At 70.5% G+C, this 25,522-nt stretch carries 24 protein-coding genes and 2 pseudogenes; 4 read left to right on the top strand and 22 right to left on the bottom strand.

The features are described 5' to 3' along the window. Window positions 1-33: 33 nt before the first annotated feature. Both mscL and FFT10_RS07120 read left to right on the top strand, forming a co-directional pair. Window positions 34-462: a large conductance mechanosensitive channel protein MscL gene (gene mscL / locus FFT10_RS07125; protein ID WP_137732113.1), complete on the top strand. Its 429-nt coding sequence runs from the start codon at window positions 34-36 to the stop codon at window positions 460-462. Between the two features lie 175 nt (window positions 463-637). After that, window positions 638-3,163 (top strand): DUF1631 family protein, encoded by a 2,526-nt coding sequence (locus FFT10_RS07120; protein ID WP_137732112.1) that lies wholly within the window; start codon window positions 638-640, stop codon window positions 3,161-3,163. Window positions 3,164-3,167: 4 nt separating this feature from the next. On the opposite strand, the gene pdxA is transcribed toward FFT10_RS07120, so the two are convergent. Both pdxA and FFT10_RS07110 read right to left on the bottom strand, forming a co-directional pair. Beyond that, on the bottom strand, window positions 3,168-4,181 hold the full coding sequence (gene pdxA / locus FFT10_RS07115) for a 4-hydroxythreonine-4-phosphate dehydrogenase PdxA (RefSeq protein WP_137732111.1): 1,014 nt from the start codon (window positions 4,179-4,181) through the stop codon (window positions 3,168-3,170). Continuing rightward, window positions 4,178-4,924, bottom strand: a complete 747-nt coding sequence (locus tag FFT10_RS07110) for a Nif3-like dinuclear metal center hexameric protein (protein ID WP_137732110.1) — start codon at window positions 4,922-4,924, stop codon at window positions 4,178-4,180. Before FFT10_RS07110 ends, pdxA begins: the two co-directional genes overlap by 4 nt. A 34-nt stretch (window positions 4,925-4,958) precedes the next feature. Between FFT10_RS07110 and FFT10_RS07105 the strand changes: the two genes are divergently transcribed. Continuing rightward, window positions 4,959-6,110 (top strand): S1C family serine protease, encoded by a 1,152-nt coding sequence (locus FFT10_RS07105; RefSeq protein WP_137732109.1) that lies wholly within the window; start codon window positions 4,959-4,961, stop codon window positions 6,108-6,110. Between the two features lie 18 nt (window positions 6,111-6,128). On the opposite strand, the gene tatC is transcribed toward FFT10_RS07105, so the two are convergent. From tatC to FFT10_RS07015, 19 genes and pseudogenes are all read right to left on the bottom strand, one after another. Beyond that, window positions 6,129-6,917: a twin-arginine translocase subunit TatC gene (tatC, locus tag FFT10_RS07100; protein ID WP_137732108.1), complete on the bottom strand. Its 789-nt coding sequence runs from the start codon at window positions 6,915-6,917 to the stop codon at window positions 6,129-6,131. A 15-nt stretch (window positions 6,918-6,932) separates the two neighbouring features. Continuing rightward, window positions 6,933-7,094: pseudogene (gene tatB, locus FFT10_RS28800) on the bottom strand (Sec-independent protein translocase protein TatB); the annotation flags it as partial. A 98-nt stretch (window positions 7,095-7,192) separates the two neighbouring features. Further along, window positions 7,193-7,430 (bottom strand): annotated as a pseudogene (gene tatB / locus FFT10_RS28795) (Sec-independent protein translocase protein TatB); the annotation flags it as partial. Window positions 7,431-7,470: 40 nt separating this feature from the next. Beyond that, on the bottom strand, window positions 7,471-7,725 hold the full coding sequence (gene tatA / locus FFT10_RS07090; RefSeq protein ID WP_137732106.1) for a Sec-independent protein translocase subunit TatA: 255 nt from the start codon (window positions 7,723-7,725) through the stop codon (window positions 7,471-7,473). A gap of 83 nt (window positions 7,726-7,808) precedes the next feature. After that, complete coding sequence (locus FFT10_RS07085) at window positions 7,809-8,156, bottom strand: histidine triad nucleotide-binding protein (RefSeq protein ID WP_137732105.1); 348 nt, start codon at window positions 8,154-8,156, stop codon at window positions 7,809-7,811. Between the two features lie 33 nt (window positions 8,157-8,189). Further along, window positions 8,190-8,579, bottom strand: coding sequence for a DUF4870 family protein (locus FFT10_RS07080; RefSeq protein WP_137732104.1), 390 nt, complete (start codon window positions 8,577-8,579; stop codon window positions 8,190-8,192). Next, the gene (locus tag FFT10_RS07075; RefSeq protein WP_137732103.1) at window positions 8,579-8,944 is read right to left on the bottom strand and encodes a phosphoribosyl-ATP diphosphatase; all 366 of its coding nucleotides are present in this window, start codon (window positions 8,942-8,944) and stop codon (window positions 8,579-8,581) included. Before FFT10_RS07075 ends, FFT10_RS07080 begins: the two co-directional genes overlap by 1 nt. Next, window positions 8,941-9,336: a phosphoribosyl-AMP cyclohydrolase gene (gene hisI, locus FFT10_RS07070; RefSeq protein WP_137732102.1), complete on the bottom strand. Its 396-nt coding sequence runs from the start codon at window positions 9,334-9,336 to the stop codon at window positions 8,941-8,943. Before hisI ends, FFT10_RS07075 begins: the two co-directional genes overlap by 4 nt. Before the next feature lie 21 nt (window positions 9,337-9,357). After that, the gene (locus tag FFT10_RS07065; protein WP_137732101.1) at window positions 9,358-10,806 is read right to left on the bottom strand and encodes an 8'-apo-carotenoid 13,14-cleaving dioxygenase; all 1,449 of its coding nucleotides are present in this window, start codon (window positions 10,804-10,806) and stop codon (window positions 9,358-9,360) included. Window positions 10,807-11,210: 404 nt separating this feature from the next. Next, window positions 11,211-11,702, bottom strand: coding sequence for an NUDIX domain-containing protein (locus FFT10_RS07060; protein WP_137732100.1), 492 nt, complete (start codon window positions 11,700-11,702; stop codon window positions 11,211-11,213). Next, window positions 11,695-12,627 (bottom strand): ATP-binding protein, encoded by a 933-nt coding sequence (locus tag FFT10_RS07055; protein WP_137732099.1) that lies wholly within the window; start codon window positions 12,625-12,627, stop codon window positions 11,695-11,697. The genes FFT10_RS07060 and FFT10_RS07055 overlap by 8 nt, the downstream gene beginning before the upstream one ends. A gap of 10 nt (window positions 12,628-12,637) precedes the next feature. Next, entirely contained in the window at window positions 12,638-13,351 is a 714-nt protein-coding gene (pdeM, locus tag FFT10_RS07050; RefSeq protein WP_137732098.1) for a ligase-associated DNA damage response endonuclease PdeM, read from the bottom strand. Next, complete coding sequence (gene slmA / locus FFT10_RS07045; protein WP_228026994.1) at window positions 13,348-14,037, bottom strand: nucleoid occlusion factor SlmA; 690 nt, start codon at window positions 14,035-14,037, stop codon at window positions 13,348-13,350. Before slmA ends, pdeM begins: the two co-directional genes overlap by 4 nt. Window positions 14,038-14,100: 63 nt before the next feature. Then, a complete protein-coding gene (locus FFT10_RS07040; RefSeq protein ID WP_228026993.1) occupies window positions 14,101-14,835 on the bottom strand; it encodes a gamma-glutamylcyclotransferase in 735 nt (244 codons plus the stop codon). Between the two features lie 43 nt (window positions 14,836-14,878). Further along, window positions 14,879-15,574: a pyrimidine 5'-nucleotidase gene (locus FFT10_RS07035; RefSeq protein ID WP_137732095.1), complete on the bottom strand. Its 696-nt coding sequence runs from the start codon at window positions 15,572-15,574 to the stop codon at window positions 14,879-14,881. 4 nt (window positions 15,575-15,578) lie between these two features. Next, window positions 15,579-16,484: an acetylglutamate kinase gene (gene argB, locus FFT10_RS07030; protein ID WP_137732094.1), complete on the bottom strand. Its 906-nt coding sequence runs from the start codon at window positions 16,482-16,484 to the stop codon at window positions 15,579-15,581. Between the two features lie 70 nt (window positions 16,485-16,554). Further along, entirely contained in the window at window positions 16,555-18,768 is a 2,214-nt protein-coding gene (locus FFT10_RS07025) for a putative bifunctional diguanylate cyclase/phosphodiesterase (protein ID WP_137732093.1), read from the bottom strand. After that, window positions 18,765-21,782, bottom strand: a complete 3,018-nt coding sequence (locus FFT10_RS07020; protein ID WP_137732092.1) for a PAS domain S-box protein — start codon at window positions 21,780-21,782, stop codon at window positions 18,765-18,767. The genes FFT10_RS07025 and FFT10_RS07020 overlap by 4 nt, the downstream gene beginning before the upstream one ends. 47 nt (window positions 21,783-21,829) lie before the next feature. Further along, complete coding sequence (locus FFT10_RS07015; protein WP_137732091.1) at window positions 21,830-23,839, bottom strand: SDR family oxidoreductase; 2,010 nt, start codon at window positions 23,837-23,839, stop codon at window positions 21,830-21,832. Window positions 23,840-24,014: 175 nt separating this feature from the next. Here FFT10_RS07015 and FFT10_RS07010 point away from each other — a divergent pair, with 175 nt between their 5' ends. Continuing rightward, window positions 24,015-25,211 (top strand): PEP-CTERM sorting domain-containing protein, encoded by a 1,197-nt coding sequence (locus FFT10_RS07010; RefSeq protein ID WP_137732090.1) that lies wholly within the window; start codon window positions 24,015-24,017, stop codon window positions 25,209-25,211. Between the two features lie 13 nt (window positions 25,212-25,224). On the opposite strand, the gene FFT10_RS07005 is transcribed toward FFT10_RS07010, so the two are convergent. Beyond that, on the bottom strand, window positions 25,225-25,522 hold a 298-nt coding region (locus FFT10_RS07005), incomplete at its 5' end, for a general secretion pathway protein GspB (protein ID WP_162520712.1).

The following is a 25,522-nucleotide window of genomic DNA, read 5'->3' as shown; positions in this document are numbered from 1 at the left end:
TTTTAGCAGTTGCAGTCAACACGAGGGGTACCCATGAGTTTTACCAGCGAGTTCAAGGAATTTGCCCTGAAGGGCAATGTGATGGACCTGGCGGTCGGCGTGATCATCGGCGGTGCGTTCGGCAAGATCGTCGATTCCATGGTCAAGGACCTGATCATGCCGCTGGTGAACCTGATCACCGGCGGACAGATCGATTTCTCCAACAAGTACGTGGTGCTGTCCGGCACGGTGCCGGCTGGCGCCACCCTGGCCGAGGCGCAGAAGGTCGGCAACGTCTTCGCCTACGGCAGCTTCCTGACGATCGCGATCAACTTCATCATCCTGGCCTTCGTGATCTTCATGATGGTCAAGCAGATGAACCGCATGAAGCGCGCCGAGCCGCCGGCGCCGCCCGCGCCGCCGGCACCCACGCCTGAGGACGTGCTGCTGCTGCGCGAAATCCGCGACGCGCTGCGCAAGTGAGCACCGTGCCGGGTCGCCCCGGCACGTAACAGGGTGTAGTCGGCAGGCACCGCGGGGCCTGGCAGGTATCAAGTCACGCCACAGGCCGCCGATATCCCGGGGGTGAAGAGGCCCAGCATGGCCGCACGGCACCCCATTCCGGGGCAGCTGGCGGCCTGAGACGTCAGCCTGCCCCATGGACCAGACCCTGCCACCCCGCCTGCCTGCCAACCTGGAAAGCGCCGTCCAGCGTGTGCGCATGGCTGCCCGGTCGGCGGCCGAGCACACGGTCGACAGCCTGGGGCTGGCAGCGCTGGCCACCAACAGCGTGGTGCAGCGGGACGCGCTGCTGGGCGCCCAGTACGAACTCAACCGCAAGCTGGCGATCTTCGCCCTCACCTTCAACGAGGCGCTGGACACCGATGTCGCACGCCAGGCCGGCACGCTGGTGGCCACGCCCGGCCCCGCGGTGACGCCCGATGGCCTGGTGGCCAGCTGGGAATCGCTGACCCTGGTGGATGACCACGAGGTCGAGATCCACATCTCGGCCGACCGCTTCGCGCTGGAGATCTCGCATGCCTGCGAGTGGGAGATCCGCGAGCTCGACGCCTACATGGGCACGCTGCTGCACCTGGGCGCGGCCGACCATGACCGCAATCCGCTGCGCGCCGAGGTGGTGGGCCAGGCGATGATCCGCGCCATCGAGGCGGTGGCCGACCGGCCCGAGGTGCGCAAGGTGCTGGGCACCGAGATCGGCCGCTCGCTGGCCCATGCGATGCGCCAGACCTACGGCGACATCGTGGCCGACCTGCGCCATGCCGGCGTGCGGCCGGTGGGCATGGCGGTGCGGGCCACCGGCACCCGCACGCCCACGTCGATGCACGGCGGGCTGGGCGGCGGTGCCGATGCCCGCGGCCCGGTCAGCGCCCACGGAGCCATGGATGCCGGCGGCGACAGCGGCCATGCGCTCAGCAGCAGCGGCCGCCTGTCGACACGCGGTGGCCCGGCACCGGCGCGCAGCGGCTTCGCGCCGTCAGGCCGCGGCAGCCTGGCGCCGACGCTGGGCCGGGTGGACGGCGAGATGATGGCGCTGATCCGCCGGCTGGCGCACAGCCCGTCGCTGCAGGCACAGGACGAGGTTGGCCACCACGGCGGCCACCATGGCGTTCACACCGGCCAACACCACGGCGACGGCGGCGGCTGGTCCGATGGCGGCGACGGCGCGGCCATGGTGGCGCCCAACCTGATCCTGGCCCACCGCGACGAGCTGCGCCAGGCGGCCACCGGCGCGCTGGACCACATGGTGATCGACGTGATCGCCAGCCTGTTCGACCAGATCCTGTCGGACGCCAAGGTGCCACCGCAGATGGCCCGCCAGATCGCCCGGCTGCAGCTGCCGGTGCTGCGGGCGGCGCTGGGCGACAACAGCTTCTTCTCGTCGCGCCGGCATCCGGTGCGGCGCTTCATCAACCGCATCGCCTCGCTGGGCACGGCGGTGGACGACTTCGACGGCGCCGCCGGTCGCGCGCTGCTGGCGCAGGTGGCCGCGCTGGTGCAGGAGGTGGTGGACGGCGAGTTCGACCAGATCGCCGTCTATGAACAGAAGCTGCAGGCGCTGGAGGGCTTCATCAGCGCCCAGGCCCAGGCCGAGGTGCGGGCGCTAGGCGCGGCCGACACCGTGCTGGCCCGCAAGGAACAGCAGCTGCGCATCCAGCAGCGCTATGCGCAGGAGCTGGAGGGTGCGCTCAAGGGCCTGCCGGTGCCCGACTACCTGCGCCAGTTCCTGGCCGAGACATGGAGCCAGGTGATCGCCAGCGTGGCCGCCGAGGACGACCCCGACGGCGCGCTGGCGCAGCGGCTGCGCACCGCCGGCCGCGACCTGGTGATGAGCGTGCAGCCCAAGGGCACGCCGGTGCAGCGGCAGCTGTTCCTGCGTCAGCTGCCGCAGCTGATGAAGGACCTGAACGCCGGGCTGGACCGCATCCGCTGCCCGGAGCCCACCCGGCGCGACTTCTTCTCCCAGCTGCTGCCCGCGCATGCCGAGTCGTTGAAAGGCCAGGCGCTGTCGACGCTGGAGCACAACCTGCTGGCCCGCCAGGTGGATGGCGCGCTGGCCACGCCGGTGCCACGCGCCGCCGACCTGCCGCCGCTGGGCGCCGCTTCCTCGGTGGCGGCGTTGCAGGCGATCGCCTCGCCGACGGCGTTCACCCCGGCCGAGGCCCGGGCGGTGGGCCTGGTGGACGAGGCCTCGGTGGACTGGAACCGGGCAGTCGACATCGACCTCGGCGCCGAGCCCGAGATCACCGCCGGCGACCTCGCCATCACCGGCCTGCCGGCGCCCGAGCCGGTGGAGCCGACCAGCGGCGCATCGCTGGCCGACCATGTGCAGATCGGCTTCGCCTACCAGATGCAACTGCAGGGCGAATGGCAGAAGGTGCGGCTGGCGCATGTCAGCCCGGGCCGCAGCTTCTTCGTCTTCACCCATGGTGCCAAGCAGCGCGAGACGGTGTCGATGACCCACCGCATGCTGGTCAAGCTGTGCGAGGCGGGCCGCTTCCGCGCCATGGAGAACGCCTACCTGCTGGAACGCGCCACCGCCCGTGCACGCCGCCAGCTGAACGCACTGGCCACCCCCCGTGCCGGCGCCGATGCGCCGGCCAAGCCGGCGGTCGAGACGCCACCACGGCGGCCGCTGTCCGGCTTCTTCAACCGCTGGAGCTGAGCGCTCAGGCCGCCGCCAGCCGGCGCGCCATGCGGACGGCGGCCACCAGGCTGGCCGCATCGGCCCGGCCGCTGCCGGCGATGTCGAAGGCCGTGCCGTGGTCCGGGCTGGTGCGCACGAAGGGCAGGCCCAGCGTCACGTTCACGCCCTGCTCCACCCCCAGGTACTTCACCGGGATCAGGCCATGGTCATGCGTCATGGCCACCACCAGGTCGAACTCGCCCGGATGGTCCGGCGCATGGCGGGCGCGCATGAACACGGTGTCGGGCGCAAACGGGCCGCGGGCGTCGATGCCTTCGGCCCGCGCGGCGGCCACCGCGGGGGCGATGAAGCGGACTTCCTCGTCACCGAACAGCCCGCCCTCGCCGGCATGCGGGTTCAGCCCGGCCACGGCGATGCGCGGCGCCGCCTGCCCCCAGGCCGCCGCGCTGCGGTGGGCGATGCGCAGGGTCGACAGCACGGCGTCGAAATCGAGCATGTCGATGGCCCGCCGCAGCGACACATGGATGGTGACCAGCACCACCCGCAGTTCGTCGTTGGCCAGCATCATGCGCACCGGCGCGCCGCCGGCGGCAGCCTGCAGCATCTCGGTGTGGCCGGGAAAGTGCACGCCGGCGGCCGACAGCGCCTCCTTGTGGATGGGCGCGGTGACGATGGCCGCCACGGCGCCGCGCAGGGCCAGCGCCGCAGCGGCATCGATGCAGATGGCCGCAGCCTGGCCGGCAGCGGCCTGAACCTGGCCCATCGGCAGATCGGCCAGGCCGGCCGGCAGCCCGGGCGGCTGCCAGACGGCGATGCAGCCCGGCGGCGCCTGCAGCGCATCGCCCGGCGTCTGCACCGGCGCCACCGGCAGCAGCAGGCCGCACTGGCGCACTGCGCGGCGCAGCACCGCGACATCGCCCACCACCACCGCCGGGCCGGTGGCGCGGGCGGCCACCGCTTTCGCGATGGTCTCGGGGCCGATGCCGCAGGGGTCGCCCTGGGTGATGGCGATCAGACTGGTGGTCGCTGCGGTCATGCCGGGTTGGGAATGTCGATGAAGCGGTGTTCCAGGCCGAACTGCTGCGCCAGGTGCGCGCCCACCGCCGGCGCGCCGTAGCGCTCGGTCGCATGGTGGCCGCAGGCCAGGAAGGCCACGCCGGTCTCGCGGGCGATGTGGGCCTGCGGCTCGGACAGCTCGCCGGTGATGAAGGCATCGGCGCCGGCGGCGATCGCGGCCTCGAAATAGCCCTGGGCGCCGCCGGTGCACCAGGCCACCCGCCGCAGCGGCCGGCCGTCACCGGGCAGCAGCACCGGCATGCGGCCCAGCGCCAACTGCACCTGGGCGGCCAGGGCCGCAGCATCGTGGCCAGCAGCCGGGCCGATGCAGCCCAGGTCCTGCTCGCCGAAACGGGCATCGGCCTGCAGATCCAGCCGCAGACCCAGTTGGGCGTTGTTGCCCAGCGTCGGATGGGCATCCAGCGGCAGGTGGTAGGCGAACAGGTTGATGCCGTGTGCCAGCAGCGGCGCCAGGCGCTGGCGCATCCAGCCGGTGATGCAGCCGTTCTGGCCACGCCAGAACAGGCCGTGGTGCACCAGGATGGCATCGGCGCCGTCGGCCACCGCAGCCTCGATCAACGCCAGGCTGGCGGTCACGCCGCTGACCAGCCGCCGCACCTCGTCGCGGCCCTCGACCTGCAGACCGTTCGGCCCATAATCCTTGAAGCGATCCACCGACAGCAGGGCCGACAGGTGCGATGCGATTTCCGTGCGCTGGGCCATCCTGCCCGCCTTTCCTGATTGACTGTCCGTTGCCATGCGCAGACTCTGGCTGATTTTCTCCCAGGCCGCCACCGTGGGCATGGCCCTGCTGTTCGTGGTGGCCACGCTGAAGCCGCAGTGGCTCAGCGGCAGCGGCCAGCCCTTTGGCGCCGTGGTGGCCGAGGTGGTGTCGCTGCGCACCGCGCCGGCGGCATCGGCCCCGGCCGCCGGCAGCCTGGCCGAAGCCGCGCGCCTGGCCGCGCCGGCGGTGGTCAGCGTGGTCACCAGCAAGGCACGCAGCCGCAATCCGCACAGCGAGGACCCCGCCTTCGGCTTCTTCTACGGCGACCGCGACCCCGGCCAGCAGGGCGTGGGTTCGGGCGTGATCGTCTCGCCCGAGGGCGTGCTGCTGACCAACAACCATGTGGTGGAGGACGCCGGCGAGATCGACGTGCAGCTGTCCGACGGCCGTGAGGTGCGCGCCCAGGTGGTGGGCACCGACCCCGAGACCGACCTGGCGGTGCTGCGCATCCCGCTGGACAAGCTGCCGGCCATCACCCTGGGCCGCTCGCAGGACCTGCACATCGGCGACCCGCTGCTGGCCATCGGCAACCCGTTCAACGTCGGCCAGACGGTGACCGCCGGCATCGTCAGTGCACTGGGCCGCAACGGCCTGGGTCTGTCGACCTTCGAAAGCTTCATCCAGACCGATGCGGCCATCAACCCGGGCAACTCGGGCGGTGCACTGGTCAATGCCCAGGGCCACCTGGTGGGCATCAACACCGCCATCTACTCCAAGAGCGGCGGCAGCCAGGGCATCGGCTTCGCGATTCCCACCGACGTGGCGATGCGGGTGATGCAGAGCCTGCTGAAGGACGGCGTGGTGCGCCGCGGCTGGATCGGCGTGGAGCCGCAGAACCTGACGCCGGAGATCGCCGAGAGCCTGCAGATCGGCAACCGCAGCGGCGTGCTGATCACCGGCGTGCTGCAGGACGGCCCGGCCAGCAAGGGCGGCCTGCGGCCGGGCGATGTGGTGGTGGCGGTGGCCGGCCGGCCGGTGGCCAGCGTGTCGCAGCTGCTCGATGCCGTCGCAGCGCTCGAGCCCGGAAAACCGGCCGAGGTGCTGGCGCTGCGCGGCAAGAAGGAGCTGACGCTGAGCCTGGACATCGTGCAACGCAAGCGCCAGCTGGCCGTGCCGGGGCGCTGACGCCGCCAACACCGTCGTTCAGGTGCTGGTCGGCTCGGTGGTGTCGGCGTCGGGCGCCTTGGTGTGCTTGATGAAGATCTGCGCCGCCCAGATGCCCACCTCGTAGAGCAGGCACATCGGGATCGCCAGCGACAGCTGCGAGACCACATCGGGCGGCGTGATGATGGCCGCGATGACGAAGGCCAGCACGATGAAGTAGCCGCGCCACTCCTTGAGCTTGGCCACGGTGACGATGCCCATGCGGGCCAGCACCACCACCGCCACCGGCACCTCGAAGGCGGCCCCGAAGGCGATGAACATCGACAGCACGAAGCTGAGGTACGCCTCGATGTCAGGCGCCGCGGTGATGCTCTTGGGCGCGAAGCTCTGGATGAAGGCGAAGACCTGGCCGAAGACGAAGAAGTAGCAGAACGCCACGCCGGCGATGAACAGCAGCGTGCTGCTGACCACCAGCGGCAGCACCAGCTTCTTCTCGTGGCTGTAGAGGCCGGGCGCCACGAAGGCCCAGACCTGGTACAGCACGATCGGCAACGAGATCAGGAAGGCTGCCATCAGCGTGATCTTCAGCGGCACGATGAACGGCGAGATCACGTTGGTGGCGATCAGCGTGGTGCCCTTGGGCAGGTTGGCCACCAGCGGCGCGGCCAGCAGGTCGTACAGCCCGGCGGGGCCGGGCCACAGGCACAGGGCGCCAAAGACCAGACCCACCGCGATCAGCGCGCGCATCAGGCGGTCGCGCAGCTCGATCAGGTGGGAGACAAAGGGTTGCTCGGTGCCGGCGAGCTCGTCCTGCGGTTCAGCAGCCATACAGCAGGATGCCCATCATTTCATGCCCGGAGGGCGGAAGCGCGCCACGCGGGCGGCGCCCGACTGGACATGGCCGCGCACGCCGGCGCGCTGCTTGTACCAGCGCGGCACGGCAGACCGCTTGAGGCGCCAGCGCTTGTTGGGACGCTTGTACTCGGGCGACGGAGTGGACAGGGTGTTGCCGATGCTGCCGAAGCCATCCGCACCGCTGCCGTCCAGCCCGGCCTGCAGGTCATTGACCTGCTGGTTGAAGGCCTGGTTGGCCGACTGCATCTCGGTGTGCACCGTCTGCTCGACATCGCGGGCGGCAGTCTCGAACTGCGACTTCATCTTCTGCAGTTCTTCCAGCTCGATGGTGCGGTTGACCTCGGCCTTGACATCGGCCACGTAGCGCCGCGCCTTGCCCATCAAGGCACCGACGGTGCGGGCCACGCGCGGCAGTTTCTCGGGCCCGATGACGATCAGCGCCACGGCGCCGATGAGCGCGATCTTGTCGAAACCGAAGTCGATCATGGAAAGCTGCCGTCGGGCCGGCCGGCCGGCCCCGGCGTCGTCATGACTTGGTCTTGGCCTCGACGTCGACGGTGTTGGCGTCGTTCGCCTTGTGGGTGGTGACCTGCTGCGGTGCTGCGGCAGCGGCGGCGTCGGCCGACGTGGTGCCGTCCTTCACGCCGTCCTTCACGCCGTCCTTGAAGCCCTTGACGGCGGCGCCCAGGTCGCTGCCCACGTTCTTGAGCTTCTTGGTGCCGAAGATCAGCACCACCACCGCCAGCACGATGAGCCAGTGCCAGATGCTGAAGGATCCCATGTCGAACCTCTGAGGAAGGGTTGAAAGACGAAACCGGTGATTCTAGGTGAGCAGGGAGGGCAGCCCGGTGACAACGGCTGCCATCACCCCTTGAGCCAGGGCCGCGGGCCACCCATCACATGCAGGTGCAGGTGCATCACCTCCTGGTGACCATCGCGACCGGTGTTGATGACATGCCGGAAACCGTTGGTCACGCCCAGGTCCCGCATCAGCCGCGGCGACAGGGCCATCATCCGGCCCAGCACGCCGGCATGGTCGTCGGTGACGTCGGCCATGCTGACGATGTGCTGCTTGGGAATGATGAGGATGTGCACCGGCGCCCACGGATGGATGTCGTGGAAGGCCAGAAGTTCATCGTCCTCGTGCACCTTCTTCGACGGAATCTGGCCGGCGACGATCTTGCAGAAGATGCAGTGGGGGTCAGCAGACATGGGCGCAGCGGGAAAGTGGGGGTTGGACGGGGTTCAGACCGGCATCGGCCGGCGGTCGTTCAGGGCCAGCCAGCCGCGCAGCACGCGGTAGAGGAACCACAGCGAGATCACGCCCCAGGCCACCCAGCCCGGCGCGATCAGCAGCAACCACAGCGGCGCGGTGACGGTGTAGGCGATGGCGCTGAACACCACGCTGCGGATGCGCCAGCGGAAGTGGCTCTCCTGCCACGAGCCCTGGGCATCGCCGCGCTTGTACAGGTCGAGGAAGAAGGCCACCAGCAGCAGCAGCACGCTGCCCTGGGCGCCGGGCAGCACCGCGCCCACCGCCACGATGGCGTGCAGCGCATAGCTGATGTGGCCGACGGTGCGCAGCGAGGCCTCGGTCTCGCCGCTGAGCACCACCGCGTTGTCTGTCTGTGCCATCAGGATCCATCCTTCTCGCGTTGCACGACCTTGCGCAGGGCGAACTCCTCCAGCCCCGACAGCCCTTCGCGCCGGGCCAGTTCGGCCAGCACATCGGCCGGCTGCAGGCCGAAGTGCGCCAGCGCGATCATCGAATGGAACCAGAGATCGGCCACCTCGTAGACGATCTTCTGGCGGTCGCCATCCTTGCCGGCCATGACCGTCTCGGTGGCTTCCTCGCCCACCTTCTTCAAGATGGCGTCGGTGCCCTTGGAAAACAAGCGGGCGGTGTAGCTTTTCTCCGGGTCGCCGCCGTGGGCGGGCAGGCGGCTCTCGATCACGCTGTGCAGGCGGGCCAGCATGTCCTGCGAGGTGGCGTCGGTCATGGCTTGTTGTAGATGGTGGCCGGATCCTGTAGCACCGGCGTGGTGGTGACCCACTGGCCGCCTTGCAGCACCTGGAAGAAGCAGCTGTGGCGGCCGGTGTGGCAGGCAATGCCAGGATCGTGCCCGAGTTGGGTGACGGTGAGCAGCACCACGTCGGCGTCGCAGTCGACCCGGATGCTGTGCACCCGCTGGAAGTGGCCGCTCTCCTCGCCCTTGTGCCACAGGCGCTTCCGGCTGCGGCTCCAGTACACCGCCTGGCCGCGCTCGGCGGTCAAGGCCAGGGCCTCGCGGTTCATCCAGGCGAACATCAGCACATCGCCGCTGCCAGCCTCCTGCGCGATGACGGGTACCAGGCCCTGGGCATCCCAGGCGATCGAATCCAACCAGTCCATCGCCGGCAGTGTAGCGAGGCCTCAGCGCGGGCCCGGCGTGGGCACCCAGTTGCCATGGAAGCCGGCCGGCACCTGGTGCGGCAGCGTCACCACCGCCTGCGGCGGGCCGGTGAAGCGGCTGGCGTCGAGGAGGACGAAGTCGGTGGTCTGGGTGTCGGCATGCACCGCCAGGCCCATCAGCCAGCCGTCGGTTTCGCCGGCGCCAGGGTGTCGGGGCTCGAACACGAACTCGCCGACATGGGCATCGGCACCAAAATCGTGCACATCGCGCGCACCGGTGTGCAGGTCATGGCGGATCAGCTGGCTGCCGCCGACGAATTCACCGGCGCCATCGCGCTGCAGGCTGGCGCTGTAGGCGTAGCGGTAGGGCTGGCCCAGCAGGCGTTCGTCGGGGCGCGGGAATTCCTGCGGGCTGGCGTCGATCACCCGGCGGGTCACGCTGCGCGCCGCCGGATCGATGGTCCAGCGCTCGAAGGCCGAGGCATCGGCGTTGGGGCCGTTCCTGCTGTGCGCGAACATCGTCGCGTGAGCCACCACGTCCAGCGTGATGCGGCCGTCGGGGGTCTCGAAGGCATTGCAGGGGTGGAACACATAGCAGGGGTCGACATCGCACCAGACGATGCTGCTGCCCGGCGCGTCCTTGCGCAGCACGCCCACCCGGGCGCGGTGGGCCGGGTTCCAGGTGTATGGGAAGGTGTAGCCGGCCACCAGCGTGGGCAGCGAGAAGGTGACCGGCAGGTCGAGCACCAGCACGTACTGTGCGGTGATCATGCAGTCGTGCACGCTGGGGCCGTGCTTGACGGCGATCGGCTCCTCGCGCCGCACCCGGCCGTCGGTGCCCACCACCACATGGCGGATGGTGTCGGGGTCGGTGGCCTCGTAGCAGATGCCGTGCAACTCGCCGGTGGCGGGGTCCTTGTGGGCATGGGCGGTGAAGCTGCCGCGCAGCGTGCCGTCGAAGTTGTTGTGCGCCACCGTCTGCAACTCGTCACCCAGCTCCACCGGGTAGCCGCCGGCTTCCACCAGCGCCCAGGTGCGCCCGGCATGGCCAAGCACATTGGTGTTGACGGTGTCGCTGAAGTGGCGCGGGCCGGGCGCCTCGGGTTCACCCAGCGCGCGGCTGACGGCACGCGAGCGGATCCAGCGGTTGCGGTACCACAGCGCCTGGCCGCCGGCGATGCGCAGGCCATGCACCATGCCATCGCCGACGAACCAGTGGTGGCTGGCGGCGGCCGGCGGCTTGATCGGGTTGGGGCCGATGCGCAGGTAGCGGCCATCCAGTTCAGACGGGATGCTGCCCTGCACCGGCAACTGCTCCAGCGTCAATTCCCGGTCCATCGGCGCGTTCAGGCCGGTGATGAACGGGTTGGGCCGTTCCGGCTCAGCCATCCGTCCGCGGTTGAAGTCGGCCAGCTTCATCACACCGGTGGTGATGGTCTTGCGGATGGCGTTCTCGATCGGGCTGGGCATGGTGTTCTCCGTTTCCACAGCATGGGCACAGACCGCGATCTTGCGCCATCTCGTCGGGATTCAGAGCGGTTCGGGCTCTTTGCGGACGTTTGGTTCTGCGCGATCGCGCCGGGCCGGAAGGGCCTGCTCTGCTCCATGTCCCCCGTCCTACACGCCGCAAGCGGCGCATAGGACTCCTCCTGCACTTCCGCAAAGCAGGCCCTCCCGGCCCGGCGCTCAGCCTCCACTGGGACCTTCGCCGCGCGCGGAAACGGTGGCTGGACGAGGGCGTCGGGTATCTGGCCGACGCAAGTATCAGGAGGAGGGCCGGAGGCCCGGGGGACATGGAGTCGGCCAGGTACCCGGCGGCCTCGGCCTCGCGCCAATCAAGGCATGTCCGCTTCGGGCCCGATGCGGAAGGCCGATCACACCCCGTCGTGCAGCGTCAACGGCCCGGTCAGCCCACGCTCGGCGGCGAACCAGCGCAACACCGGCAGGGTGCCGGGCAGCACCGGGGTGGATGCCACCGGCAGGTTGCTCCAGGCCATCTGCTGGGCCTCGCGCATCTCGAAGGTTCCAGTCCAGTCGTAGACCTTGCAGAAGTGCAGCCGCACCCGGGCATGGGGGTAGTCGAAGACCTCCTGGTGCCAGGGGTGCACCGCGCCGATGGTGATGCCCAGTTCTTCCTGCAGCTCGCGCCGCAGGGCCTGCTCCAGCGTCTCGCCTGGCTCGAATTTGCCACCCGGAAACTCCCAGTAGCCGGCGTACACCTTGCCTGCGGGCCGGCTGGTCAGCAGAAAGTCGCCTTCCTGCCCGGCTGCATCACGGCGGATGAGCACGCCCACGGCCACCTCGGTGACCGGGCGCTCGCCGCGGTCGATGCCGTCGACGGACGTGATCGGCTGGCCGTCAGACACGGTCCAGGCCGTCGGGCTCGGTGTCGTCGGCCACGGCAGCGGGCTGGGAGTCGGCGCTGTGGTCACGGCCGGCCCAGTCGCGGGCGAACTGGTAGGCCACGCGGCCCGAGCGGGAACCACGCTCCAGCGCCCACACCAGACTGGGCTGGCGGGCCTGGACGATGGCGCCTTCAGCCACGCCGAAGTGCCGCAACCACTGCGCCACGATGGCCAGGTACTCCGGCTGGCTGAACGGGTAGAAGCTGATCCACAGGCCGAAGCGCTCGGAGAGGCTGATCTTTTCCTCCACCACCTCGCCCGGATGCACCTCACCATCGTCGGTGTGGGTGTAGGTGAGGTTCTCCTTCATGTACTCGGGCAGCAGGTGGCGGCGGTTGCTGGTGGCATAGATCAGCAGGTTGTCGCTGGCCGCGGCGATGCTGCCGTCGAGGATGCTCTTGAGCGCCTTGTAGCCGGGCTCGCCCTCGTCGAAGCTCAGGTCGTCGCAGAACACGATGAAGCGCTCGGGCCGGTCGGCCACCAGGTCCACCAGGTCGGGCAGGTCGACCAGGTCGGCCTTGTCGACCTCGATCAGGCGCAGGCCCTTGGGCGCAAACTCGTTCAGGCAGGCCTTGATCAGGCTGCTCTTGCCGGTGCCGCGGGCACCGGTCAGCAGCACGTTGTTGGCCGGCACACCCGCCACGAACTGCGCGGTGTTGCGCACCAGGCGCTCCTTCTGGCCGTCCACTTCCCTCAGGTCGGCCAGGCCGATCGGCGCCACCTGGCGCACCGGCTGCAGCAGGCCGGAGGCACCACGCTTGCGGTAGCGGAAGGCGATGGACGCGTCCCAGTCGGGCGCGCTCAGCGCATGCGGCAGGATGCGCTCCAGCCGCTTGAGCAGCAGGTCGGCACGGGCGATCAGGGCTTCGAAGGAGGTGGACGACATGCCCGGCAGTTTACGGTGGGCCCCCTGCCCGCCCGCCGGCTGTGCCCGGCAGCGCCTGCACCACCTCGCCGGCCACCGCGTACTGCCGCACCCCGGCGTCGGCCGGCAGGATGTGCAGACCGGTGAACGGCCCGAAGGCCGGCAGCACGCCATGGGCCGGGCCGAAGTGGAAGCACGGCAGGCGCAGCCGGTCGCCACCGCGGCCGGTGAGCACCACGCCCGGGTGCACATGGCCGGCCAGCGCATAGGCGCCAGGCACGGCGGCCGGTTCATGCTGCAGCGCCCAGGGGCCCAACCGCAACGGGCCATCGACCACCTGCACGCCCAGGGCAGGCGGCGGGTCGCCGGCATGGGCATCGTGGTTGCCACGCACCAGGGTCAGTTCCAGCGCCGGATGGCGCGCGCGCCAGGCCGCCACCGTGGCCATGGTGCCGGCCGCATGGGCCCGCGCCGAGTGCAGCAGATCGCCCAGGAAGACGATGCCGCGCGCACCGGTGGCAACCAGCAGCGCATCCAGCCGGTCGAGCGCGGCGGCGGTGGTGGCCTCGGGCACCGGCACGCCCAGGCGGCGGAACGACACCGCCTTGCCGAGGTGCGCATCGGCCACCAGCAGCAGTCCCAGGTCGGGGTCGAAGGCGGCTTTTTGCGGCCACAGTTGCAAGCGGCCACCGCCGGGGGCGGTGAACCAGGCCGGCTGCACGCCGACCACGGCGGCGGCACTCACGCGGTCAGGCGCGCCAGCAGCATGTCCAGCTGCTCGGTGGGCTGGCGGCGGAAGCCCGAGCGGGCATAGCGCTGCAGCCGGCCCACCACCAGCGCGGTCAGGCCCGAGGCCAGGGCCTGGGCGTCCACCGTGGGCGTGGCCGAGCCGGCATCGCCGGCCGAGGCGCGCAGGCTCTGCCGCAGCTGACCTTCCACCCGGTCGAAGAACTGGTTCATGCGGGTGGTCAGGCGCTCATGCTCGAACACCAGCGCATCGCCCACCATCACCCGCACCATGCCCGGGTTCTTCTCGCCGAACTGCAGCAGCATCACCACGGTGCGCCTGGCCTGCTCGGCGCCATCGGGCTCGCGCTCGGTGATCTGGTTGACCAGGGTGAAGACGCTGGACTCGATGAACTCGATCAGCCCCTCGAACATCTGCGCCTTGCTGGCGAAATGCCGGTACAGCGCGGCCTCGCTGACTTGCAGGCGGGCGGCCAGCGCGGCGGTGGTGATGCGGTCGGCGCCGGGCTGCTCCAGCATGGCGGCGAGCGTCTGCAGGATCTGCACCCGGCGCTCGCCCGGCTTGGGACGCTTGCGGGTGGCCGCATCCCGGGCCGCGGCGTCGGCCACCACCCGCAGGGGCGGCGGCGCGGCCGGCCCATCGCTGGGCTGGTCGCTGGAGTCGGGCATCGCGGCGGGCAACATCGTGGACGGGCGGGTAGAAAATTCATTCTGGCACAGCGCCTGCGGCGCGCCGGCCGCGGCCACTCACTCGGGTGACAGCGCCTGCACCGCCGCCCACAGGCGGTGGATGTAGGGGTCGTCGATGCCCAGGCGCAGCAGTTGCGCATCGAGCTGGCGCAGGTAGTCGCGGTTGCGGCCCAGCTGGCCGGCGGCCCGGGCAATGATGGCGGCCGATTCGGCCAGCGGCAGCTCGCCGCAATGGCCCGGGTGCGCCGGGTTCGACAGGAACACCAGGGCCTGCGCCGGGCCCTGCGGCGTGTGCACCGGCAGCAACGTGGGCAGGTAGCCGCCGCGCACCATCTCGCGCCGCCACAGCGCGGTCGTTTCCTCCTGCAACTGCGCCGCCGCCACCCGGAACGCCAGGCCATGGCAGCTGCCGCAGGCGACGGCTTCCAGCGACAGCATCAGCGCCGGCTGCTCGGGCGTGCCGCGCCCCATCAGCGTGCGGTAGCAGAAGCGCCGGGCATGGCCGGGCAACTCGGCGCGGCGCAGCTCGGCGAAGTGGATCGCCGGGTCCCACATCAGCGAGCCGTAGCCGAACACCCACAGGTCCTGCCCGGCCGGCCAGGCGCCCAGCACGGCACTGCGCGAGGCCTCGATCTGCGCCTCGTTCCAGCGCCAGTCGGCGGGCAATCCGCGGGCCTGGGCCTGCAGATCCCAGGCGGCCAGCAGCTGCGGCGTGACCCGCAGCCCGGATTCAGCCGCCGGCGTCAGGCAGCCACGCAGTTGCGGCAGGTGCTGGTAGGGGTCGGCGTGCACGGCGGGCAGGGGCAGGGCTCGCCGGATGTTCGCACGCGCCGCATCAGCGCAGCAGCTGGCGCAGCGCCCGCACCCGGCGGTCGACATAGGCCGGCTGCATGGCCCAGCGCGGCGACGCCACATCGGGCATGGCCGCGCGGCGGGCGAAGCGCTGCATCCACACCGTGCCCATGCCCACCCGACGGGCCGACTGCTGGTGCACCAGCGTGTCCTCCACCAGCACGCAGCGGCCTGGCGGCACGCCCAGCCGCACGGCGATGCGGCGCAGCATGCGGGCATCGGGCTTGGGCCGCAGCTGGCCGAACATGGCCATGTCCTCGATGGCGAAGACGCCATCGAACAGGTGGCCGATGCCCAGCGCACCCAGCACCCGCAGCGCGTAGGCACGCGGCGCATTGGTCAGGATGAACTTGCGCCCCGGCAGCCGCGCCAGCGCGGAGAAATCATGCCGGTGGCCGCGCACCGTGGGCTCCAATCCGGGCAGGCGGTGGGTCTCGTGCAGGAAGTGCGCCGCGTCCACGCCGTGGTGGCGCATCAGCCCCAGCAGGGTGGCGCCGTAGCGGTGCCAGTACGTCAGGTTCAGTCGCTGGGCCTCGGCCGCATCCACCTGCAGCTGCTGCTGGATGTAGCCGCGCATCGACAGCTTCAAGGCCGGAAAGACGAAGCTGCCAGCGTCGTGCAGGGTGTTGTCGAGGTCGAACAGCCAGACGGTGCCGGCCCGGCCGGCGGTGGCACGCACAGCGTCAGAAGCTGCGGATCATGGTGCCGTAGGCCTGGTCGGTCAGGATCTCCAGCAGCATGGCGTGTGGCACGCGGCCGTCGACCACATGCACCGCATTGACGCCGCTCTTGGCCGCGTCGATGGCGCCGGCCAGCTTGGGCAGCATGCCGCCTGAGATGGTGCCGTCGTCGATCAGCTCGTCGATGCGGCGCGGCGTCAGCTCGGTGATCAGGTTGCCGGCCTTGTCGAGCACGCCGCGGATGTTGGTCAGCATCAGCAGCTTCTCGGCCTTCAGCACCGCGGCCAGCTTGGCGGCCACCACGTCGGCGTTGATGTTGTAGCTCTCGTTGTCCTCGCCGAAGCCGATCGGGCTGATCACCGGGATGAAGGCGTCGTCCTGCAGCGCCTTCACCACGCTGGGGTCGATGCTGACGATCTCGCCCACATGGCCGACGTCGAGTTCCTTCGTCGGGTCGTCGCGGTCCAGCATCTTCAGCTTGCGGGCGCGGATCATCGCGCCGTCGCGGCCGGTCAGGCCCACGGCCTTGCCGCCGGCGGCGTTGATCAGGCCGACGATGTCCTGCTGCACCTCGCCGCCCAGCACCCACTCCACCACTTCCATGGTTTCTTCGTCGGTGACGCGCATGCCCTGGATGAAGGTGCCCTTCTTGCCGATCTTGGCCAGCGCCTCGTCGATCTGCGGGCCGCCGCCATGCACCACGATCGGGTTCATGCCCACCAGCTTCAGCAGCACCACGTCCTCGGCAAAGTCCTGCTGCAGCGCCGGGTCGGTCATCGCATTGCCGCCGTACTTGATGACCAGCGTCTTGCCATGGAACCTGCGGATGTAGGGCAGCGCCTGCGCCAGGATCTCGGCCTGGTCGCGCGGCGTGATGTGGGTCAGGTCGTGGTCGGTGGACGTGGGCATGGTCGGTCCTCGGTCAGCAGGGATGGTGCGTTGCAGCAAAGCCCGGATTGTAGGAACACGTCCCGCACCCTCAGGGCCGCTGCGCCAGCCAGGCCTCCAGCTCGGCCGCCGGCAGTGCCGGCGCGAACAGCCAGCCCTGCCCTTCCTGGCAGCCCATGGCCAGCAGCGCATCCCGCTGCACCGTGGTCTCCACGCCCTCGGCGATCACCCGCATGCCCAGGCCGCGGCCCAGCTCCACCACCATGCGGGCCACGCTGCCGGGCTGCGGATCGGGCCCGACATCGTTGACGAAGGCGCGGTCGATCTTCAGCTTGTCCACCCGCAGCTGGCGCAGCACGCTCAGCGACGAGAAACCGGTGCCAAAGTCGTCGATCGCGACGCCCACGCCGGTGTGGCGGATGGCCTGCAGCAGCGCCAGCACCGTGCCCAGGTCGTCGGCAGCCATCGATTCGGTGATCTCCAGCTCCACCTGATGCGGGTTGACGCCGCTGTCGGCCAGCGCCTGCTCCAGCGTGCCGACGAAGCCCGGCGCGCGGAACTGGGCCTGCGACACGTTGACCGCCATGCGCAGCCCGGTGTGGCCCATGCCGTGCAGGCGCTGCAGCTGGTGGCAGGCGGTGCGCAGCACGAATTCACCGATGGCCACGATCAGGCCCGACTGCTCGGCCAGCGGGATGAAGCGGTCGGGCGGCACCATCTTGCCGTCCTCGGTGCGCCAGCGCAGCAGCGCCTCGGCGCCCAGCACCCGGCCGTCGGCCAAATCGACCTGCGGCTGGTAGGTGACGAACAGCTGCTGCTCCTCGAAGGCCTGGCGCAGGCCGCGCAGCAGGCGCATGCGCTCGCGCGCGCCGGTGCCCATGGCCTCGGAGAAATACTCGGCCGCACCGCGCTGGCGGCCCTTGGCGCGCTTGAGCGCGATGTGCGCGTCCTTCAGCAGATCCACCCCACGTTGGCTGCCTTCATCCAGCCGCACCAGGCCGCTGGTGGCCGTGAGCCGCAGGTTCTCGCCCTGCACCTCGAACGGCAGCGCCATGGCCTGCGACAGCAGCGCCGGGTTGACCTGCGCGGCTTGCCCCAGCACGCCGAACAGGTCGCCCGCCACCCGTGCCACCACCGCGTCCGGGCCCAGCAGCGCCCCCAGCCGGCGCGCCACCGCGCGCAGCAGGTCGTCGCCGACCTGGTGGCCCAGCATCTGGTTGACGCCGGCGAAGTCGTCGACGTCGATCAGCGCCATCACGGCGCCAGCGGGCTGCCGGCGGCGCTCGTCGATCAGCGCGACGAAGCGGTTGCGGTTGGGGATGCCCAGCAGCGGGTCGAGGTAGGCCAGGTCGGCCAGCCGGGCCACCAGGCGCACGTTCTGGAAGCCCACCGCCATGCTGGCGGCGAACACCTCGAGCAGGTGCCGCTGCAGCGCGGTGCGCGGGGCGCCATCCACCGCCACGGCCAGGGCCTGGCCGTCGGCGCTGGGCAGGTAGAGCGTGACCAGCGGCGCATGGCCGGCCACCCGGCTGCTGCGGGCCTGCAGCAGGCCCTGCTGCAGCGGCGATGCCGGCAGGCTGGCCAGCGGCTGGCCGACCAGGCCCTCCAGCCCGGCGCCCAGCGCCGCCACCACCGCGGCCTCGGGGCCGTCGCACAGCGCCACCAGGCCGCGCACCGGACTGTCGATCAGGCGGCACAGCTGGCCAACCAGGCCGGCCGCGAAATCGGCCAGGCCATGCTGCTGGCTGAGCTGGGTGCTGGCATGCACCACCAGCTCCATGCCCTTGCGGGCCTCTTCCAGCGCCACCAGCTGGCCGTAGTTGCGCAGCGCGCCGGTCAGCGTGGTGTACAGCCGCACCTGGGTCAGCTCGGCCTTGCTGCGGTAGTCGTTGATGTCGCAGTCGCGGATGGTCTCGATCTCGGGCGCGTAACCGGGCTGGCCGGTGCGCAGGATCACCCGCAGGGCATCGCGCTGCAGTTCCTCGCGCAGCTGGCGCACCAGGCGCAGGCCGGCGTCGGGCGTCTCCATCACCACGTCGAGGAAGGCCACCGCAATGTCGGGGTCGGCCGCCAGCAGCTCGCGCGCCTCGGCGGCGCTGTAGGCATGCAGGAAGGCCAGCCGGCGGCCGTCGACCTGCATGTCCTGCAATGCCAGCGTGGTGGCCTGGTGCACGTCCACATCGTCGTCGACGATCAGCACCTTCCAGTGCGTCGGGCCGGTGTCCGGCGCGCCGCCGGGCGGGGCGGCATCGCCGTCGTCGATCAGGTCGATCAGATCCGGGTCGCGGTCGTCACTGGTTGTCATGGTACTGCGGGCTGCGTGGCCAGGGTGTTGTCGGCGGGTGCCACCAGGGGCAGGCTGATGTCGAAGCGGGTGCCACCGCCGTCGACCGGGCTGTGCGCCGTGATGCGCCCGCCCAGCAGCCCGGTGACCAGCGTGTAGACGATGTGCAGCCCCAGACCGGAGCCGCCCTGGCCAAGACGGGTGGTGAAGAACGGATCGAACACGCGGTCGAGATTCTCCGGTGCAATGCCGCGGCCGTCATCCTGCACCGCCAGCCGCAGCCAGCCGTCATGCACGCCCAGCGTGACGATTGACACGGTGCCGGGCGCGCCGGAGGGGAACGCATGCACCACCGCGTTGTTCACCAGGTTCAGCAGCACCTGGCCCAGCGGGCCGGGAAAGCTGTCGAGCTGCACCGCGGGGTCGCTGCGGTCGACCAGCCGCACATTGGCGTGGCGCAGCGTGGGGCTGATCGCCAGCGCGATCTCCTGCACCACTTCGCTGAAGTGGAAGCTGCGCCGGTGGTAGCTGGTCTGGTCGACCGCCAGCTGCTTGAAGCTGCCGACCAGCGACGCCGCCCGCTGCAGGTTGCGGTCGAGCACCTCGGAGACCTCGCGCAACCCGGACAGGAAGGCCTGCAGGGCCGAACGCCGCAGGCCGTCGGCCATGCCCTGCTCGAAGGCCTGCTGCCGGCCCGCCAGGGTGCTGGCCATCAGCGCCGCATTGCCCAGCGGCGTGTTCAGTTCGTGGGCCACGCCAGCCACCAGCGCGCCCAACGAGGCCAGCTTCTCGGTCCGCACCAGTTCGCCCTGGGCCCGGCGCAGGTCGTCCAGCGCGGCCTGCAGCTCGGCGGTGCGCTGGCGCACCCGCTCTTCCAGCGTGGTGTTCAGGTCCTGCAGCTCGGCCTCGATGCGGCGGCGGTCGGTCACGTCGATGGCACTGATGATCTGGCCCTGGTCGAGGCGCGCACCGCCCAGCATCAGCACCCGCGACACGCCGTCCTTGCAGGCCACCAGGCACTCGGCGGCCGGCAGCGGCCGGCCGCCGTCGGCGGCCAGCCAGTCCGGCCCCGGGTTGGCGCGCGCCAGCGCCCACCAGTCGGTCAGCGTGGCCATGTCGCCCAGGCCATGGCCGATGAGCTGCGCCCAGTGCTGGTTCACCGCGATCAGGCGGCCCGAGCGGTCGGCGAACAGCATGGCCACCGGCGACTGCTCGAACAATTGCCGGAAGCGCAGCTCGCTGTCCGCCATGGCCCGCTCGGCGACCAACCGCTCGGTGATGTCGTGGGTGACCCAGACACCGATGCGCCGGCCCTCGATCTCCATCAGCCGCGCCGACACCTCCCACTCCAGCATGCCGCCGTCGCGCCGCGGCACGCTGACCAGCTGCGGCCGCACGCGGCCGGTGGTCAGCAGCTCCTGCCGCATCGCCATGGCCTGGCGGCGGTCGCCCATCAGGCCCAGACCCAGCACGTCGCGGCCGATCACCTCGGCGCGCTTGAGGCCCACCTGCTCCTCCCAGCGCTGGTTGACCTGGACATAGACGCCATCGTCGGCACCGATCACGGCCAGCGGCTCGGGCACCAGATTGAACACCCGCATCAGCATGCGCTGGTTGGCGCGCAGCCGGGCGCGGGCGCGGCGCACCGCGGTGATCTCGCTGGCCACGGCCAGGGCCATCGGCTTGCCGTCCAGGGTGACCAGCCGGACGCTGTAGGCCCACCACCGCTCGCTGCCGTCCGGCGCCCGCGATGCCGCAGTCAGGCCATCGAGCCGGCCGGTCGGCTGCAGCGCGGCAAACAGCCGCTGCATGGCCGCGGCATCGGGCGCCAGGCGCAGCTCCACCATGTTGCGGCCGATGATCTGCGCGCGCGGCAGGCCGGCCGCCTCGGCGAACGCCGGGTTCAGGTCGACATAGCGCTGGCTGTCCAGGTCGGTCAGCGAGACCGGCATCGGCAGCGACTCGAACATCATCCGGAAGCGCTGGTCGGACGACTGCAGCGCGTCGACCATGCGGTTGAACGAGCTGGCGAGGTCGGCCAGTTCGTCGCCGCCACCGGTGTCCAGGCGCACCGACAGGTCGCCATGCTGCAGGCGGGCCTGGCCATCGAGCAGCAGGCGCACACGCTGGCCGACGACGCGGTGCACGCCCCAGCCGCCCAGCAGCACCAGACCGGCCGTGGTGGCCAGCAACAGCCAGCCGCGCTGGCGGGCGGCCTGCACCGGTGCCAGCAGTTCATCCTGCGGCTGCGCCAGCAGCAGTTGCAGCGGCTGGCCGTCGACCGGCGCCTGCAGCACCCGCCAGGCCCGGCCGGCGGCCTGCACCTGCTGGTCGGGCCCGCCGGCGGGACGCCAGGCTGCCAGCAAGGCATGGGTCAACGGCGACGTGCCGGGATCGGGCACCTGCAGCAAGGGCAGTGCGCCGTCCAGGCCGCCGGCGAGGCGGCGGCCTTCGCCGTCCAGCAGCAGCAGTTGGGCGCGCCCGGGCGCCGGGGTACCGCTGCCGGGCGTGAGCCGGGTGAACAGGCCGCCCAGCGGCGTGCCCGCGCCCAGGCCGCCGAGCAGGCGACCCCGGTCGTCCAGCACCGGCACCACATGCACCAGCAGCGCCTGACCATCCACGCGGCTGGCCAGTGGCACGGAGCGCACCGCCTGCCCGACCAGCACCTGCTGCACGTAGGGCCGGTCGCGCAGGTCCACCGTCCGGCCTTCGCCGGAGATGGCGATGCCGTCCGTCCCCAGGAAATAGACGCCCTGGAAGCCCAGCGAGGCCGCCGACCAGGCCCGCAGGTCGACCCGCGCCCGGTCCAGCGGCCCGCGCAGCGATGGCGCGGAGGCCAGCAGCTGCAGGGTGGCGTACTGCTCGCCGAGCTGGCGGCTCAGCGCCGCTGCGCGCACCTGCAGCCCCTCGCGGGCCTGCTGCAGCAGCACCGCCTCACCCTGCTGCCACTGCTGCCGCAGCAGCCAGGCGGCCACCACGCCGCCCACCACCACGGGCAGCAGCACGGCCAGGGCCATCTTCGGCAGCAGTTTCATCGCAGGCGGCGTCCCCCGGCCGCGGCCGGCGGCAGGAACCGCTCAGGTCAGAAGTGGATGCCGCGCATCATCTGCTGCATGGCGATGGCCTCGGGCGAGAGCTTGGCCTTCTCGCCCTTGGCGCCCTTGGCGGCGTCGCTGTCGGGGAACATGCGGAAGGTGGTGTTCATCACGATCTGCGCCACGCGCGGCACCAGCGCGTGCAGGGTCTGGCCGAAGATGCCCAGCCGGGTGGCGATGCGCACCGGCTTGTAGACGCAGGCCTGGGCGATCATGTCGGCGGCCTCTTCCGGCGCCAGCGTGGGCACGTTGTTGTAGATCTTGGTGGGCGCGATCATCGGCGTGCGCACCAGCGGCATGTTGATGGTGGTGAAGCTGATGCCCTGGTCGGCGAACTCGCTGCTGGCGCAGCGGGTCCAGGCGTCCAGCGCCGACTTGCTGGCCACGTAGGCGCTGAAGCGCGGCGCGTTGGTCAGCACGCCGATCGAACTGATGTTGACCACATGGCCCTTGCGCTTCTTCACCATGCCCGGCAGCAGGCCCATGGTGACGCGCAGGCAGCCGAAGTAGTTCAGGTCCATCGTGCGCTGGAAGTCGTGGAAGCGGTCGTAGCTGTTCTCGATGGCACGGCGGATCGACCGGCCGGCGTTGTTGATCAGAAAATCGACGCCGCCGTGCTTGTCCTCCAGCGTCTGCACGAAGGCGGCGCAGCCGGCCTCGTCGGCGATGTCGACCGAGTAGCTGAACACCTGGGCGTCCTTGCCACCCTTGGCCTTGACATGGGCGTGGATCTCGTCGACCGCCTCCTTCAGCTTGTCTTCGCCGCGGGCGCAGATGATGGTGATGGCGCCGGCCTCGGCAAACTTGCAGGCCGCTGCCAGGCCGATGCCCGACGAGCCGCCGGTGACCAGCACCACCTTGCCGCCCACGCTGCCCTTGAGGCTGCGGTCGATGAAGAGGTCGGGGTCGAGGTGGCGCTCCCAGTAGTCCCACAGCCGCCAGGCGTAGTCATGCAGGTTGGGGCATTCGATGCCGCTGCCCTTCAGCGCGGCCTGCATCTCGCGGCAGTCGTAGCGGGTGGGGAAGTTGATGAAGGTGAACATGTCCTCGGGCAGGCCCAGGTCCTTCATCACCGCGTTGTAGACGCGCCGCACCGGCGCCAGCGCCATCAGCCCCTTCTTGACGCTCTTGGGGATGAAGCCCAGCAGCGCCGCGTTGACGAACACGTTCATCTTGGGCGCATGCGCGGCCTTGGCGAAGATGTCGAGCACGTCGCCCACGCGGTAGCCCTGCGGGTCCACCAGGTGGAAGCACTTGCCGCTGAGCACATGCTTGCTGTGGCTGATGTGGTCCAGTGCCTTGACGACGAAATCCACCGGCACGATGTTGATGCGCCCACCTTCCAGGCCCACCGACGGCATCCACGGCGGCAGGAACTGCCGCATGCGCTGGATCAGCTTGAAGAAGTAGTACGGGCCGTCGATCTTGTCCATCTCGCCGGTGGTGCTGTCGCCCACCACCAGGGCCGGGCGGTACACCGTCCAGGGCACCTTGCACTCCTTGCGCACGATCTTCTCGCTCTCGTGCTTGGTCATGAAGTACGGGTGGTCCAGGCCCTCGGCCTCGTCGAACATGTCCTCGCGGAACACACCCTCGTACAGGCCGGCCGCAGCGATGCTGCTGACATGGTGCACATGCCCGGCATCGATGGCCTTGGCAAACTCGACCATGTTGCGGGTGCCCTCGATGTTCACCTGCACCTGGCTGTCTTCGTCGGCCGACAGGTCATAGACCGCTGCCAGGTGGTAGACCGCGCCGATCTGGCCCTTCAGGGCCTTCAGCGTCTCGGCGGCCACGCCCAGCTTCTTGGCCGTCAGGTCGCCGGTGACCGGCACGGCGCGGGACTTGGACACGCCCCAGTAGCTGTAGAGGTCTGCCAGCTTGCCTTCGCTGCCCGGGCGCACCAGGAAGTGCACCGTGGTGCCGCGCCGCGCCAGCAGCGACTTGACGAGGCGCTTGCCGATGAAGCCGGTGGCGCCGGTGACGAAGTAATGCATGCGGGATCTCCTCGGAGGCTTGGATCGCGGATTCTTGTCGATGGCCGGCGCCTGCCCCTTGCGCGCTAACCCCAAGCCCGGCCGCCCCCGGTTTGTGGGGGTTGCCGCCGCGGCGGTGTATCAGGCCGGCGGCGGCGCGCTCTGTCTGGCGCCAACCCGCAGGAGACACCCCCCCATGAACCACCGCTTCACCCCCTTGGCCAAGGCCCCCGTCCTGGCCGCCCTGGCCGCGCTGGCCCTGCCGGCATCGGCCGTCAGCGTCATCGGCAACCTCGCCAACTTCGACGCGGTGAACAACACCGGCCACTCGGCCTACGGCTTCGAGATCGAGCTGGAAGACCCCGACCTGTGGGACGACTCCAGCAACGCCAGCCTGCACCACAGCAGCAAGTACGTCTACAGCGTGTTCGGCCTGGACCGGAACTTCGGCCCCATCCTGGGCTACCAAGTGACGCGCTTCAGCCAGGTGGCGGTGACCAACTACAACAACGACCTCGGCCACCATGCCGGCGTGCGCATCACCTACGGCCTGGCCAGCGGCGCCACGCCGGGCGCCGGCGCGGTGTTCACCCAGGCGGCCGGCCCCGGCGGCTTCAGCACCCCGGGCGAGAGCTGCTGGCCCGGCGCCAACCGCAACTGGACGGCCAACCCCTGCGACCACTTCGGCGTCAGCACCACCGGCAACGTGCTCACCACCCGCTACAGCTGGGTGGTGCAGGCCACGCCGGGCGGCGCGCTGGAGAGCCAGCTGGCGGCCATCCCGGCAGTGGTCTACCAGGTGCCCGCAGCGGCCCCGGGCCAGCCGGCACAACCGGTGGTGGCACGCATCGAGGCGGTGGAAGTGGAGCCGGCACGCATCGACCGCAACTGGGGCACCGCGGTGTGGGTCAAGACCTTCACCACCATCACCAAGAACCACGACATCGACCTGGGCAACCTGCTGGTCGGCGAGAACGGTGACCCCGACCTGAACGCCAACATCAAGAAGGTGGAGATCGAGTGGAACCTGCTGCAGAACCGGCCGAAGTCGCCCGACGGCGACGAGCCGGATGGCGTGGATGCCGACGAGGCGCAGGAAGACGCCCTGAAGCTGGACGACAACACCAAGTCCTTCATCCGCCGCTACGAGTTCTATGAATACACCGGCGGCTACGACGCGGACAAGAAGAACCGCGCGTTCTGCAACAACGACAGCAAGTGCCTGAAGGACCCGACGGGCGCCGGCGCGGTCGGCCATTTCCTGGGCCGCCAGATCGCCGGCTACAACGCGCTGGAGGTGGCCGCCCCGGTGCCCGAGCCGCAGACCTGGGCGATGCTCGCCGCCGGCCTGCTGGCGCTGGGCGGCCTGCGCCGCCGCAGCCGGCAAGACTGAGGCGCCACGGCGGCTACAGCGGCAGCTCGATGCGCTGGCCCTGCCAGCGCAGCAGCACCGACTTGGGCCGGATCTGCAGCAGCTGCAGGCCGGCGGCCAGTTGCTCACCCTCACGAGCGACCTGGCCGTTGACCACCACCAGACGCTGGTCGGCCCGCTCGGCATAGACCACGCCCGACCAGGCCAGCGGCGGCAGCGCGGCGCGCTGGGCCTCCGGCAGGCTGGCCCAGCTGCGCACCGGGTCGCTGGCCGCATCGGCCGGGGCGCTGGCCGCCGCTACCGTTGGCGGCGTGGCGGCCGGCCGGGCCGGC

This window comes from Pseudaquabacterium pictum (assembly GCF_005403045.1).
GTDB lineage: Bacteria > Pseudomonadota > Gammaproteobacteria > Burkholderiales > Burkholderiaceae_C > Pseudaquabacterium > Pseudaquabacterium pictum.
The sequence above is the reverse complement of the archived record's forward strand: the minus strand, read 5'-3'. Positions and strand labels throughout refer to the sequence as shown.

Bases quoted from the DNA above. Each gene is read 5' to 3' on its own strand.
- FFT10_RS07075 (WP_137732103.1), bottom strand. From the start codon at position 8,944: ATGACCGACGCCACCTCGCAGGACATGCTGGCCCGCCTGCACAGCGTG.
- FFT10_RS07080 (WP_137732104.1), bottom strand. From the start codon at position 8,579: ATGGCACAGACAGACAACGCGGTGGTGCTCAGCGGCGAGACCGAGGCC.
- FFT10_RS07055 (WP_137732099.1), bottom strand. From the start codon at position 12,627: ATGTCGTCCACCTCCTTCGAAGCCCTGATCGCCCGTGCCGACCTGCTG.
- FFT10_RS07015 (WP_137732091.1), bottom strand. From the start codon at position 23,839: ATGCATTACTTCGTCACCGGCGCCACCGGCTTCATCGGCAAGCGCCTC.
- FFT10_RS07025 (WP_137732093.1), bottom strand. From the start codon at position 18,768: ATGACAACCAGTGACGACCGCGACCCGGATCTGATCGACCTGATCGAC.
- mscL (WP_137732113.1), top strand. From the start codon at position 34: ATGAGTTTTACCAGCGAGTTCAAGGAATTTGCCCTGAAGGGCAATGTG.
- hisI (WP_137732102.1), bottom strand. From the start codon at position 9,336: ATGGACTGGTTGGATTCGATCGCCTGGGATGCCCAGGGCCTGGTACCC.
- FFT10_RS07020 (WP_137732092.1), bottom strand. From the start codon at position 21,782: ATGAAACTGCTGCCGAAGATGGCCCTGGCCGTGCTGCTGCCCGTGGTG.
- tatA (WP_137732106.1), bottom strand. From the start codon at position 7,725: ATGGGATCCTTCAGCATCTGGCACTGGCTCATCGTGCTGGCGGTGGTG.
- FFT10_RS07010 (WP_137732090.1), top strand. From the start codon at position 24,015: ATGAACCACCGCTTCACCCCCTTGGCCAAGGCCCCCGTCCTGGCCGCC.
- argB (WP_137732094.1), bottom strand. From the start codon at position 16,484: ATGCCCACGTCCACCGACCACGACCTGACCCACATCACGCCGCGCGAC.
- FFT10_RS07110 (WP_137732110.1), bottom strand. From the start codon at position 4,924: ATGGCCCAGCGCACGGAAATCGCATCGCACCTGTCGGCCCTGCTGTCG.
- FFT10_RS07085 (WP_137732105.1), bottom strand. From the start codon at position 8,156: ATGTCTGCTGACCCCCACTGCATCTTCTGCAAGATCGTCGCCGGCCAG.
- tatC (WP_137732108.1), bottom strand. From the start codon at position 6,917: ATGGCTGCTGAACCGCAGGACGAGCTCGCCGGCACCGAGCAACCCTTT.
- FFT10_RS07105 (WP_137732109.1), top strand. From the start codon at position 4,959: ATGCGCAGACTCTGGCTGATTTTCTCCCAGGCCGCCACCGTGGGCATG.
- FFT10_RS07120 (WP_137732112.1), top strand. From the start codon at position 638: ATGGACCAGACCCTGCCACCCCGCCTGCCTGCCAACCTGGAAAGCGCC.
- slmA (WP_228026994.1), bottom strand. From the start codon at position 14,037: ATGTTGCCCGCCGCGATGCCCGACTCCAGCGACCAGCCCAGCGATGGG.
- FFT10_RS07065 (WP_137732101.1), bottom strand. From the start codon at position 10,806: ATGCCCAGCCCGATCGAGAACGCCATCCGCAAGACCATCACCACCGGT.
- pdxA (WP_137732111.1), bottom strand. From the start codon at position 4,181: ATGACCGCAGCGACCACCAGTCTGATCGCCATCACCCAGGGCGACCCC.